Genomic DNA, 12,626 nt, shown 5'->3' on the forward strand with positions numbered 1-12,626 from the left:
GATGGCGGCCGTGTCCGCCCGCATGATGCGGGGCCCGAGCGAGAGGGCGAGCGTGTCCTGCCGCGCACGCAAAGCCGCGCGCTCCTGCGGTGAGAAACCGCCTTCGGGACCGATGAGAACAGCAAGCGGGGCGCCGCGCTTTCCCTCGGCAGCCAGACGCTCCAGCGCCGCCCGCGTGGCGCCCGGTCCTTCATTCTCATCGCAGAAGAGAATGAGCCGGCCGGGCGCAATTTCTTCCCAGCGGGAGACAAGCGCCGAGAGTTTTTCCGCGCTGCGCACTTCCGGCACGGCGACAAGGCCGCATTGCTCTGCTGCTTCCACCGCATTTGCCTGAAGGCGCTCATCCTTCAGCCGCGTGGCGATGGTGCGCTCCGTCAGCACGGGCTGGATGACGGCGACCCCCATTTCGGTTGCCTTCTGGGCGATGAAGTCGAGCCTTGCGCGCTTCACGGGCGCAAAGAGCAGCCAGATATCGGGAAGCGGCTCCTGCGGGCGCGTCTGCCCGGTCAGTTCCAGCACACAGGCTTTCCGATGCGGCTCCGAGATCTGCGCGGCCCATTCGCCATCGCGTCCGTTGAAAAGGAGCACGCGCGCGCCCTCTTCCATGCGGAGAACCGTCACCAGATAGTGGGACTGGTCCTTGTCCAGCGTGATCTGCATGCCCCCGCCAAGGCTTTCTTCCACATAGAGGCGCGCCTTGCCGCTCGCGCAGCGGGGGCTATCCTCGGAAATGTCGTCGTCTTTGCGATTCTTCATGGGCTGAGTATCCCCTCTTTTCGTCCGCCATAAAGCCATATGCCCCGCCATGCAGCCCCGAAAAACCGTTCGAATCCTCCTGCTGGACTCGCAAGACCGGCTGCTTCTCATCCGCATGCATGATCCGAATGTGGGCGACGCCTCGGGCAAGGTGCTGGCCAGGCCCTATTGGGTGACGGTTGGCGGCGAGATTGACACAGGCGAGGATATTGCCAGCGCGGCAAGGCGCGAGATTGCCGAGGAAACAGGACTTGTGGATGTGGCACTCGGCCCGCCCGTGTGGACAACCGAGCACACGCTTTGCATTGGCGGCAAAAACCGGCTGATGCAGGAGACATTCATCCTTGCGAGGACAGCCAGGACGGCTTTAGGCAGGGATGGCTGGACCGAGCTTGAGCGGCAGGTCATCCACGATATGAGGTGGTGGTCTCTCGGTGAGCTTCAGGCGACGCGGGAAATGATCTTCCCCACTTCGCTGGTGCAGCATCTGCCGCCGCTTCTTGCGGGGCATCTGCCCGCCAACCCCGTCGCCATTGTTCCCTGAAGCGGGGCTGGCCTCCAAATCGAATCAAGGGCAGAACTTCTGCATGAGCGACTCACAGGATCAGGCCCGCATAGCGGATGCCCCGCCGGAGAACTGGGTGGACAGTCACGCGCCTGCATGGGCGCGGCCTTATGCGCGGCTGGCGCGGCTCGACCGGCCGATTGGCTGGTGGCTGCTGCTGCTGCCCTGCTGGTGGTCCGTTGCGCTTGCAAGTCAGGGCACCTGGCCACCCGTGGCATTGCTCCTCCTCTTTTTCATCGGCGCGGTTGCGATGCGGGGGGCGGGCTGCACCTGGAATGACATTGTGGACCGCGACATTGATGCAGCGGTGGAGCGCACAAGGTTGCGCCCCCTTCCCTCCGGCGTAGTGACGCTCAAAGGCGCGCTTTTCTTTCTCGTCCTGCAATGTCTCGTCGGACTTGGCGTCCTTCTCTCCTTCAATGGCTTTGCGATTGCGCTTGGTTTTTCATCGCTTCTTCTTGTGGCGATCTACCCCTTCATGAAGCGCATCACCTATTGGCCGCAATTCGTGCTTGGCCTTGCCTTCAACTGGGGCGCGCTGATGGGCTGGGCTGCCCTACATGGCTCGCTGTCGCTCGCGCCCATGCTTCTCTATGTCGGCGCGGTGGCTTGGACGATCGGCTATGACACGATCTATGCGCATCAGGACAAGGAAGATGACGCGCTGATCGGTGTGAAATCGACGGCGCTCAAGTTTGGTGCTTCCACGAAGCACTGGCTCTGGGGTTTTTATGGATTTGCCACGCTCGCCTTTGCAGCGGCAGGGGCTGCGGCTGGGCTTGGGCCTTTCTTCTATCCGGTGCTTGCTCTCGGCGCGGCACTTCTCGTCTGGCAGATCGTGACACTCGACATCAACGACCCTGCACGATGCCTGCGCCTCTTCCGCTCCAACCGGGATTTCGGGCTGGTGCTCTTTGCCGCGATCATTGCGGGCCAGATTTTCTGATCAGGTAACGGGCTTCACATCCGACAGGCGGTCCACCTTGCGGAGCGCCGGGAAGAGCCACATCCAGATACCCACCACGCCCAGCGTGCCGACGCCGCCAATCAGTACGGCGGGCACTGTGCCGAAAAGCGCGGCGGAGACGCCTGCGCGGAAATCACCCAGCTCGTTTGACGCGCCGATGAACAGCATCTCCACCGCCGTGACGCGGCCGAGCATTTGCTGCGGCGTTGCGAGCGGGATCAGCGTGGAGCGGATATTGACGCTGATCATATCCGACGCGCCCATCACGGTGAGGGCGCCAAGCGTGAGGAGGAAATTCGTCGAGAGGCCGAAGATGATGGTGGCCAGACCGAAAACAGCGACACAGGCAAACATGATATGGCCGGAGCGTCGCCCGAGCGGTCGCCAGACGAGAAGAAGGCTCACCACAATGGCACCGACAGCAGGTGCCGAGCGCATGAGGCCGAGACCTGCCGGGCCGACATCGAGAATGTCACGCGCATAGATCGGCAGCAGAGCGACCGCACCGCCAAGCAGCACGGCGAAAAGATCGAGTGAGATCGCACCAAGCACGATGGGCGAGCGGCGCATATAGAGAATGCCGGCAACGGCGCGAGAGAGTGGACCGACGCCGGGGCTTGCAGGCTCCACTTTCGTGCGAGTACGGATTGCGAGAAAGGCAACCGACACGGAAGCAAAGAGCGCCATGCAGGTCGCATAGACGATGACCGGGCCGAAGAGATAGAGGAAACCGCCAATGGCCGGCCCGATGATGACGGCCATCTGGAAGGTAGAAGAACTCACCGCAATGGCGCGCGGCATCTGCGCCTTCGAAACAAGAAGCGGTACGAAGGAGCGCGATGCGGGCGCCATGATGGCGCGAGCCGTGCCGAACAGGGCGAGCGCCGCATAAAACCAGGTGACATTGCCGGTATGGGTGAGCGTCAGCAGGATGAGCCAGCCTGCGGCTACCGTTTCAAGCAGTCCCGATGCCGCCACGATATAGCGCCGGTCAATGCGGTCCGCGATGTCACCCGCCGGAAGCGTGAAGAGCGTCATGGGCAGGAATTGCGCAAGGCCGACATAGCCGAGCGCAAGCGGGCTTTCCGTTATGTCATAGACCTGCCAGCCCACTGCCACCGACATGATGAGCATGCTGAGCGTGCCGATGAAGCGCGCCGAGGCGTAGAGGCGGAAATCATGCAGACGGAAAAGCGCTGCGGTCGTATTCGCTCCCGCAGGGTCTTCATCCAGCGACGGCGTATCAGGCGAGGTCATGGCGTGGCACCCGTATTTTCAGCGGTTATGCCTCAAGCGCGGGGGGAAGTCCTGCCCATTCCGTGCAAGTCGTTTTGCCGCAGGTCTCGCCGCTTGAATAGCGCCGTTACGATGTTACATATGCTGCAACGCAACTACCGCAGCGCAATATTTTTTAACAAGGAGGTCCAGATGAAGAAGTTTTTTCTGCAGTGGATCCATTATGCAGCGCTCGCGACTGAAGCCTTTGCCGGGCAGGCACATCTCTATAATGCCGCCAATGACGACGAAGGCGCGGTCGCCCGCGAAAAGGCTCCAGAGGCTCGCGAAGCCAAGGAATTCGCCCCGGTTCTGCAGGCCGCCGACTAACTAGAGACGAAACGATCCGAAGCCCCGCTCTTTGAGCTTCCCTGAAGCTCAAGGCCGGGGCTTTGTCGTGTCTGGGACGTCTCTGGCTTCAGCTTAGTGCTTGACCGGGCATCCTGAACCATGGTTCATTTCTTCAGAATGAACGGAGGTTCACTTCTTGGCATACCGGCAGACAGACAAGGTGGCGGCACGGCTTGCTGATACGCGGCGCGGCATCCTGAATGCCGCACGCGCCCTTGTGGCCGAAGGCGGCTTTGCCGCATTGCAGATGTCGGAAGTGGGCAAGAAGGCCGGTGTCGCGACGGGTACGCTCTACCGCTATTTCTCTTCCAAGGAAGCGCTCTGCCGCGAACTCTTCCGCGAGGTTTCCTCCCGCGAGATGAGCGTGCTTGCCGATATCGCCTCGGGCGATGGTTCGGCGAGCGAGCGGCTTGTGAAGGTGTTGCGCACCTTTGCCGGGCGCGCGGTGCGGGCGCGGCGCCTTGCCTATGCGCTGCTCGCCGAGCCGGTGGATGTGAACCTTGCCGAAGAGCGTGCCTTTTTCCGCCGCACCCATGCCGAGATTTTTGCGCGCATCCTTGAAGACGGAATTGAAAGCGGCGAGCTGCCGGAAGTCGATGTGCGGATTGCAGCGGCCTGCATTGCGGGCGCCATTCCAACCGCCCTTGTCGGCCCGCTCGCTCCGCAATCGCATGAGCTTGACGGAGATACCGGCCGCGTTGTCGGCGAGATCGTGAATTTCTGCCTTCGCGGCGCGGGGATCGCGCATGCCGCAGGCGCGAATGATATTGATGAACGGAGGACGATGGCATGAGTGTGCTTGCAAAGGATGTTCTCTCACCCGGCCAGATCGCGCTTGTGCGCAAACGCTCTGACCTGCGCGGCACATGGCTTGTTCTTCATGCCTGGGGCGTAATCTTCGGGGCGATGGCCGTTTTCGTCGCCTTCCCAAATCCGCTCACCTATATCCTCGCCGTCATGGTGATCGGCGCGCGGCAGCTTGGCCTTGCCATTCTGATGCATGACGGGGCGCATGGCGTGCTGACAGAGAACCAGAAGCTCAACACCTTTCTCAGCCAGTGGCTCTGCGCCTACCCGATGATGGCGGAGACGGGCGCCTATCGGCGCTATCATCTCAAGCATCATATGCATACGCAGCAGAAGGAAGACCCGGACCTCATTCTGTCTGCGCCCTTTCCCATCACGCGCAAGAGCTTCAAGCGGAAGATGTTTCGCGACATCACCGGCCAGACCGGCTATCAGCAGCGCAAGGCACAGATCCTCAACGCACTCGGCAAACCCGACTGGCCGCTGCAGCAGCGTCTTGCGAACTACTGGAAGAAGCTGGGTCGCGCGACGTTTGCCAATCTCGCCATTTTTGGCGCGCTTGCGGCGAGCGGGCACTGGTATCTCTATTTCATTCTCTGGCTCGTGCCCTTTCTCACCTGGCATCAGGCGATCACCCGCATCCGCAATATCGCTGAGCATGCCATGGTGCCGGATAATGACGATCCCTTCCGCCATGCGCGCACCACGCTGGCCAATATTGTCGAGCGTGCCCTCATCGCTCCCTATTGGGTGAACTATCATGTGGAGCACCATCTGATGATGTGGGTGCCCTGCTACAATCTGCCGATGCTGCGTCGTTTCCTGATTGCCAACGGGCATGGCGACAGGATCGAAACGAAGTCCGGCTATGCGGAGGTACTGCGCATGGCGACCTCGCGGCCCGATGATGAGGACCAGCACGGCGAGCTTATCCACAATGCGCGCAAGCGCCGCGTCTCCGGCATTACATCGGAAGGTTTTGAGGAAAGTTCGAGCGCGGCCTGACCTCCCCGCGCTGTCACGCCAAGGGGAACGCTGCGTCCGATTTCGCCGTCTTTGCGGGTCTGCGACACCGTGCTAAGTGTCGCTCCAACAAGAAATTCTCTTCGGGGAGAGAGGGAAGACATGGCCGAAACCGGACCCGCCGCGCTGGAAACCACGCCCATTCGCGAAGCACATCGCTTTGATGTGGCCCGTCTTGATGCTTATTGCCGCGAGGCCGTGGAAGGCTATGGCGGATCGCTTGAGGTTCGTCAGTTTGAAGGCGGTCAGTCGAACCCGACCTTTCTGCTCATCACCTCCGGCCCCGGCGGCGGCAAGCGCTATGTCATGCGCAAAAAGCCACCCGGGCAGCTTCTCGCCAGCGCGCATCAGGTTGATCGCGAATATCGCGTGATGAAGGCGCTTGCGGGCACTGGCGTGCCCGTACCGCATATGTATGCGCTGTGCGAGGATGACAGCATCATCGGCACGTCCTTCTATGTGATGGAATATCTTGAGGGACGTGTCTTCCGTGACTCGGTGATACCGGAATCAACCGAAGCGGAGCGGCGCGCGCTCTATGCCAATCTCGCCGAGAACCTCGCCAAGCTGCACCTGGTTGATTACGAGAAAGTCGGCCTTGGGGATTTCGGTCGTCCCGGAAACTATTTCGAGCGTCAGATTGGCCGCTGGATCAAGCAGTATCGTGGCGCGCAGACGACCGACATCAAGGCGATGGAAGATCTCATCACCTATCTGCCTGCCCATATTCCCGATGAGCCTTCTGTCTGCATCGCACATGGCGATTACCGTATCGGCAATACGATGTTCCACCCGACAGAGCCGCGCATGATCGCAGTGCTGGACTGGGAGCTTTGCACCATCGGCCATCCCTTTGCGGATGTGGCCTATACCTGCATGTATGACCTTCTTGGCGTTGCAGGCGGCGCGACGGCGATTGACCGGAAAAAGACGCCGGGCGTGCCGACGGAAGAAGAGTTCGTTGCGGAATATTGCCGCCATGCAGGGCGCGACGGCATTCCGAACTGGAACTTCTATCTCGCCTTCTCGATGTTCCGCCTCGCCTCCATCAGCCAGGGCGTTTACAAGCGCGGGCTTGATGGCAATGCCAGTTCGGAACGCGCCATGACGCTGGGTGATGCGTGCCGCAACCTTGCGGAAAATGCGTGGCAAATTCTTCAGCGACCGGATTAATCCAGGTTTCATTCAGGGCAAGGTTAAGTTGGGGTTAATTTCCACCCTCCCCTCAATGAAACATTAAACAGATAGCCCCTAAACTCCCTCCATTCCGAACAAGAATGTTCGTCTCGTGAGGGGTCGGCGCAATGCCGGAAACGGGGAATCTGATGGAGCGTCCCGAGGAAATGGGGCCGGATGGTCAGGCGGCAGGAGCCGCCAACGCGCCGTTCTGCCGGGTTCCAAGTGCGGAGTTCTATCGCGCACTGGTCGATAATGCGGGTGACATTCTCACCATTCTCGACCGCGATGCGGTGATCCTCTATCAGAGCCCGGCTGGTGCGAAGGTACTCGGCTCCCCGCCGGAAGAAATCATCGGCCAGCCCGTCGAGAAATATATTCATCCTGACGATCTTGAGCGCGTAACCCGAAGCTTTATGGAATGCGTGGCGAAGCCCGGTTCCGAAGTCGTGGAGCAGATGCGGCTTGCTCACAAGGATGGAAGCTGGCGGCGCGTCGAGGCGCGCGGGCGCAACCTTTTTCACGATTCCAACATTGCCGGTGTTCTCTGCGTCTCGCGAGACATAACCGAGACATATCGGCTTGAGTACCAGTTGCGCGAAGCAGAGCAGCTTGCACGTTTTGGTCACTGGCGCTGGGTGAAGGGCGAACCCGCGCCGCAATGGTCGCGCGGCGTGGCACGCATTCTGGGACTGAATGAAGATCAGCTCCCGGCGGGCGGTGACTGGTATGAGCATCTCGTTCATCCCGATGATCGCGATGAACTCCTTTCCCGCTTCCTTGACGCTTTCGAGACGCATGAACCGATCAACTGCGTCACGCGCTTTCGTTGCGGACAGGGCGACTATCGCTACATCAAGACCTATGCCTATGCCGAATCCGATGCTTTCAGCGAGATCGGCGCGCTGGTCGGTCTTGCAGAAGATGTGCATGAGGAAATCGAGGCGGAAGAAGCGCTGAAAGCCAGCGAGGCGAAGTACCGCCTGATGACCGAGCAGGCATCAGACATCGTTGCGCATTACGATGCGAATGCGCGTGTGATCTTCATCTCTCCTGCCGCCGAAATCATTCTTGGTCGCGCGCCCGAAGAGTTTATCGGCAAGCCGATTTCCGAAGAGCATGTCCACCCGGCCGATTTTCCGCGCGCGCGCGATGCCTTCATCCAATGCACGCTGCGCGGTGAGCCGGTGCAGGTTGATTATCGCTTTCGTCATCGCGACGGGCATTACATCTGGCTCGAGACCACCCTACGAGGAGCGGTGGATGGCGAGGGCAGGCGCACCAAGGAAGTTATCGGTGTCACGCGCGATATCAGCGAGCGCAAGCGATACGAGATGGAATTGCTCGAAGCACGGGAACGCGCGGAAGCCGCAAGCCGGACGAAATCCCGCTTCCTTGCCAATATGAGCCACGAGCTTCGTACGCCGCTCAACGCCATTATCGGCTTTTCGGAAATCCTGCGGATGCAGATGTTTGGCGAGATTGGTCATCCGCGCTACGCCGAATATGCGCAGCTCATCAACGAAAGCGGTGCGCTGCTTCTCGATCTCATCAGCGACATTCTCGACATGTCGAAGATCGAGGCCGGAAAATATGAGCTTCATACAGAAGAGCTTGATGCGGGCACTCTGATCGAGGCCTGTGTGCGGCTGATGCGCGGACGGGCCGAAGAGCAGAATATTCAGCTCATCAAGAAAATCAGCTGCGAGGCAGGCGGCGCGATCATTGCAGATGAGCGCGCGGTGAAGCAGATCCTTCTCAACCTGCTGTCAAACTCCGTCAAGTTCACGCCCGCAGAAGGCGTGATCACGGTGGAGGTAATCGCCTCTGAAGATGAGATCCGCTTCAGCGTTGCCGATACGGGGCGCGGTATTCCGGCCGATCAGATTGACCGGCTTGGCCAGCCCTTCGAACAGATCGCAACGGATGCAGCGCTCGCAAAGGAAGGTACGGGCCTCGGCCTTGCGCTGGTGCGCTCGCTTGCCGAACTTCACGGCGGCACCATGATGATCGAGAGTGAGCTTGGTCAGGGCACCAAGGTAACGATCACCCTGCCCAAAGTGCCTCCCTGTGCGGTGAACGAGAAATCTGCCGCTTCAAGCGTCGCTGAAAGAGCCGCGCCCAGACGCGCAGCGAAGTGATCTCTCAGCTTCCCATCATCCGTTTCAGCGCCTCGTCCAGCTCAGCAACGACTTTTGCGGCGGCGGGCTGCTTCTGCACGGTGCGGTAATAGGCCTCGCAGCGAGGAAAACCCGTAAAGGGTTGCGCCTCGCCAAAGAGCGGGCCGATAGCGTCAAAGAAAAAGAGGACGGGAACAAGCTCGCAATCAGCAAGCGTGAGGCTGTCCCCCAGAGCAAATTCCGGCCCTTCGATGAACTGTTCGAGCCAACCCATCGCCTTGGCGAGTTCCGCCAGTTCAAGCGCGACGCGCTGCTGGTCGCGGCAGCCGGGGTTGATATGGCCGAAAAGCTCGCCCATCGGCTCCATCACATAGAGATCACCGATGCGGGAGAGGACGCGCATCCTTGCGATATGAGCCGGATCAGTCGGGCGAAGGGAGAGGCCAAACCCGCGGTCTTCGAGATATTCACAGATCACCGCCGATTCCGGCACGATGGTCTCGCCATCGACAAGCACGGGTATCTTGCGCATGGGCGCGAGGCGATTGAACTCCGCTTCGAGCGCGGGATCAGGCATACGCAGAAGCTCGACCTCGAGATCCTTCGCATAAATGGCGAGACGGCAGCGCGCCGCGAAGGGCGAAAGCTGCGAATCATACATTTTCATGCCCGTCGGAATGCCCATTGCTCTGTCCTTCCTCACCCGATCATCGCATTGGAAACGGCCGGTCCCTTTCGGAACCGGCCGTATCATTCTTCAGTCAACCGCAGGCACATGCCGACGGATGACGCGCTTGTCGTTCATGATTACTCGGCCGCCGCGCGAAGCTGTTCCTTGTACTTGCGGAATTCGAGCTTCGCGATGGTGCGGGCATGGACTTCGTCCGGGCCGTCCGCAAGGCGGAGTGTGCGCATACCGGCATACATGCGGGCGAGACCGAAGTCGGTCGTCACGCCGCCGCCGCCATGCGCCTGAATCGCATCGTCAATGATGCGGAGCGCAATATTCGGCGCCGCCACCTTGATCATCGCGATCTCGGCGCGGGCGACCTTGTTGCCGACCGTATCCATCATATAGGCGGCCTTCAGCGTGAGCAGGCGCGCCATTTCGATGTCGATACGGGCACGCGCAACGCGCTCTTCCCAGACGGAGTGATCAGCGATTTTCTTGCCGAAAGCTTCGCGTGTGAGCAGACGCTTCACCATGATTTCCAGCGCGCGTTCTGCAACGCCGATGGTGCGCATGCAGTGATGGATGCGGCCCGGCCCAAGACGGCCCTGGCTGATCTCGAAGCCTCGGCCTTCACCGAGAAGCAGGTTCTCAGCCGGAACGCGAACATTTTCGAGGATCACTTCGGCATGCCCATGCGGCGCATCGTCATAGCCGAACACGGGAAGCATGCGAACGACCTTCACGCCCGGCGCATCAAGCGGCACGAGGATCTGCGACTGCTGGCGATAGGTGTCAGCCTTCGGATCGGTCTTGCCCATGACAATCGCGATCTTGCAGCGCGGATCGCCAACACCCGACGACCACCACTTGCGGCCATTGATGACATACTCATTGCCATCACGCTCGATGCGGGTGGAGATGTTGGTTGCGTCGGAAGAGGCAACGTCCGGCTCGGTCATCAGGAAGGCGGATCGCATTTTGCCTTCGAGCAGCGGCTCCAGATATTCCTTCTTCTGACGCTCATTGCCGTAGCGCTCGATCACTTCCATGTTGCCGGTGTCGGGTGCCGAGCAGTTGAACACTTCGGACGCCCAGCCAACACGACCCATGATTTCGCACAGCGAAGCATATTCGAGGTTGGTGAGACCGCCGCCACGCTCCGAGTCCGGCAGGAAGAGATTCCAGAGGCCGGCTTCCTTGGCCTTCGGCTTCAGATCTTCGAGGATCTGCGGCACCTGCCACGGATTGCCCGCCGCGCGGAAAGCTTCCATCTGGTCGGCATAGGTCTGCTCGTTCGGATAGATGTACTCATCCATGAACTTCTCGAGACGAGCGATCAGTTCTTTTGTTTTCTCGTTATGGTCGAAATTCATCCTTCTCCCCTTGGACTTCTGGATCGAGGGCGGAAACCCTCGTCGCAATGTCGAATGAAGGCACTCTAGCGGGTTGGCGGCTGCAAATCACGCACAAAGCCGCGCGCGGCAAAATGCCGTCTCAATCACGCCGCATTGCAAAAAAATCCCGCAAAAGCGTCGCCGCGCGCCGTTCACTGATGCCCCCGTACACATCCGGTCGATGATGGCAGGTGGCTTGCGCGAATATGCGGGGGCCGTGATCGACGCCGCCCCCCTTCTCATCGGCCGCGCCGTAATAGAGCCGCCTGAGCCGCGCAAACGAGATGGCCCCCGCACACATGGGACAGGGTTCCAGCGTCACATGGAGATCACAGCCGATCAGCCGTTCCGATCCCAAAATGCGGCAAGCCTCGCGGATGGCGAGGATTTCGGCATGGGCGGTCGGGTCTTTCAGCTCTAGCGTGCGATTGCCCGCCCGCGCGATGATGTTGCCGTCCGGGCCGGTGATAACCGCCCCCACAGGCACTTCGCCACGCGCAGCCGCCGCGGCGGCTTCCGCAAGGGCAAGCTCCATGGGGCGCTGCGGCCCGGTTTTCTCGTCTGTCTGGTCATTACTCATAAAGGCGACCCTGCCGCGCTGCCGGGGGCTTGGCAAGCATCAGCTTCCGGTTCAGCGGCACCCCTGATAAAGAGAGGGCCATGACACCAGCAGATGCCCCCACCTCCCCCGTCCCCGAAGGCGACCGCATTGCGAAAGTGATTGCGCGCGCGGGTATTTGCTCGCGCCGCGAAGCCGAGCGCCTCATCACGGAAGGGCGCGTCACCGTGAACGGTCAGGTGATTACAAGCCCCGCGCTCAACGTCACCGGAGCGGAAAAGATTATCGTTGATGGCCGGGAGCTTCCCCCGCAGGAGCCGACGCGCCTCTGGCGCTATTACAAGGAGGCGGGCCTTGTCACCACGGCGCGCGACCCGGAAGGGCGTCCCACCGTGTTCGAGAAATTGCCGCCCGGTATGCCGCGCGTCGTTTCTGTCGGTCGGCTCGATGTCAATACGGAAGGGCTGCTGCTTCTCACCAATGATGGCGAGCTGGCGCGGCTTCTCGAACTTCCCTCAACGGGATGGACACGCCGCTACCGCGTGCGCGCTTTCGGCGCGGTCACACAAGCCGATCTCGACAAGCTCAAAGGCGGCATCACGGTTGAGGGCGTGCGCTACGGCCCCATCGAGGCGACACTTGACAAGGTGCAGGGTGCGAATGTGTGGCTCACGCTTGGCCTCAAGGAAGGCAAGAATCGCGAAGTGAAGCGCGTGCTCGGTGCGCTGGGCCTCAAGGTCAACCGCCTGATCCGGCTCTCCTTCGGCCCCTTCCAGATCGGCGACATGCAGCCGGGCGAAGCGAAATCCGTGCCGAACCGTGTGTTGATGGACCAGCTCGGCGCACATGCCGCCCGCTTCGAACGACCGGAAACGAGCAAGGATGCGCGGAAGGAAGCGCGGCAAGACACACGAAAAGAAGCAGGCGGAACAGCGGCGCGCACCAGCAACCAACATGCGA

Annotated in this window: 13 protein-coding genes; 8 read left to right on the forward strand and 5 right to left on the reverse strand. The window is 60.8% G+C overall.

Annotated features, from left to right (window positions below):
• Positions 1-756 (reverse strand): 16S rRNA (uracil(1498)-N(3))-methyltransferase (locus tag WBF74_RS06300; RefSeq protein WP_424436850.1); only part of this gene is annotated, 756 nt, incomplete at its 3' end.
• 49 nt (positions 757-805) lie between these two features.
• Here WBF74_RS06300 and WBF74_RS06305 point away from each other — a divergent pair.
• Together WBF74_RS06305 and ubiA are read left to right on the forward strand one after the other, a co-directional pair.
• Positions 806-1,300 carry an NUDIX hydrolase gene (locus WBF74_RS06305; RefSeq protein WP_424436853.1) on the forward strand — a complete coding sequence of 165 codons (495 nt, stop codon included), beginning with the start codon at positions 806-808 and terminating at the stop codon, positions 1,298-1,300.
• Positions 1,301-1,343: 43 nt separating this feature from the next.
• Positions 1,344-2,267 (forward strand): 4-hydroxybenzoate octaprenyltransferase, encoded by a 924-nt coding sequence (ubiA, locus tag WBF74_RS06310; RefSeq protein ID WP_424436856.1) that lies wholly within the window; start codon positions 1,344-1,346, stop codon positions 2,265-2,267.
• Here ubiA and WBF74_RS06315 read toward each other — a convergent pair whose 3' ends face one another.
• Positions 2,268-3,545: an MFS transporter gene (locus WBF74_RS06315; protein WP_424436859.1), complete on the reverse strand. Its 1,278-nt coding sequence runs from the start codon at positions 3,543-3,545 to the stop codon at positions 2,268-2,270.
• 120 nt (positions 3,546-3,665) lie between these two features.
• On the opposite strand from WBF74_RS06315, the gene WBF74_RS06320 reads away from it, so the two are divergent.
• From WBF74_RS06320 to WBF74_RS06340, 5 genes are all read left to right on the forward strand, one after another.
• Positions 3,666-3,893 carry a hypothetical protein gene (locus WBF74_RS06320; RefSeq protein ID WP_424436862.1) on the forward strand — a complete coding sequence of 76 codons (228 nt, stop codon included), beginning with the start codon at positions 3,666-3,668 and terminating at the stop codon, positions 3,891-3,893.
• A 157-nt stretch (positions 3,894-4,050) separates the two neighbouring features.
• On the forward strand, positions 4,051-4,707 hold the full coding sequence (locus WBF74_RS06325; RefSeq protein WP_424436865.1) for a TetR/AcrR family transcriptional regulator: 657 nt from the start codon (positions 4,051-4,053) through the stop codon (positions 4,705-4,707).
• Positions 4,704-5,726, forward strand: coding sequence for a fatty acid desaturase family protein (locus tag WBF74_RS06330; RefSeq protein ID WP_424436868.1), 1,023 nt, complete (start codon positions 4,704-4,706; stop codon positions 5,724-5,726). The genes WBF74_RS06325 and WBF74_RS06330 overlap by 4 nt, the downstream gene beginning before the upstream one ends.
• A gap of 120 nt (positions 5,727-5,846) precedes the next feature.
• A complete protein-coding gene (locus tag WBF74_RS06335; protein ID WP_424436871.1) occupies positions 5,847-6,917 on the forward strand; it encodes a phosphotransferase in 1,071 nt (356 codons plus the stop codon).
• Positions 6,918-7,048: 131 nt separating this feature from the next.
• Positions 7,049-9,061 carry a PAS domain S-box protein gene (locus tag WBF74_RS06340; RefSeq protein WP_424436874.1) on the forward strand — a complete coding sequence of 671 codons (2,013 nt, stop codon included), beginning with the start codon at positions 7,049-7,051 and terminating at the stop codon, positions 9,059-9,061.
• A gap of 4 nt (positions 9,062-9,065) precedes the next feature.
• Here the strand turns inward: WBF74_RS06340 and WBF74_RS06345 are convergent, their stop codons facing one another.
• The 3 genes from WBF74_RS06345 to WBF74_RS06355 all read right to left on the reverse strand — a co-directional run bounded on the left by WBF74_RS06345 (position 9,066) and on the right by WBF74_RS06355 (position 11,687).
• Positions 9,066-9,725 carry a glutathione S-transferase family protein gene (locus WBF74_RS06345; protein ID WP_424436877.1) on the reverse strand — a complete coding sequence of 220 codons (660 nt, stop codon included), beginning with the start codon at positions 9,723-9,725 and terminating at the stop codon, positions 9,066-9,068.
• Positions 9,726-9,847: 122 nt separating this feature from the next.
• Positions 9,848-11,086 carry an acyl-CoA dehydrogenase family protein gene (locus WBF74_RS06350; protein WP_424436880.1) on the reverse strand — a complete coding sequence of 413 codons (1,239 nt, stop codon included), beginning with the start codon at positions 11,084-11,086 and terminating at the stop codon, positions 9,848-9,850.
• Between the two features lie 121 nt (positions 11,087-11,207).
• Positions 11,208-11,687, reverse strand: a complete 480-nt coding sequence (locus WBF74_RS06355) for a nucleoside deaminase (protein ID WP_424436883.1) — start codon at positions 11,685-11,687, stop codon at positions 11,208-11,210.
• An 80-nt stretch (positions 11,688-11,767) separates the two neighbouring features.
• On the opposite strand from WBF74_RS06355, the gene WBF74_RS06360 reads away from it, so the two are divergent.
• A partial coding sequence (locus WBF74_RS06360; RefSeq protein WP_424436886.1) for a pseudouridine synthase occupies positions 11,768-12,626 on the forward strand: 859 nt, incomplete at its 3' end.

Origin of the sequence: Parvibaculum sp., assembly GCF_049672805.1 — a bacterium.
Classification (GTDB): Bacteria; Pseudomonadota; Alphaproteobacteria; order Parvibaculales; family Parvibaculaceae; genus Parvibaculum.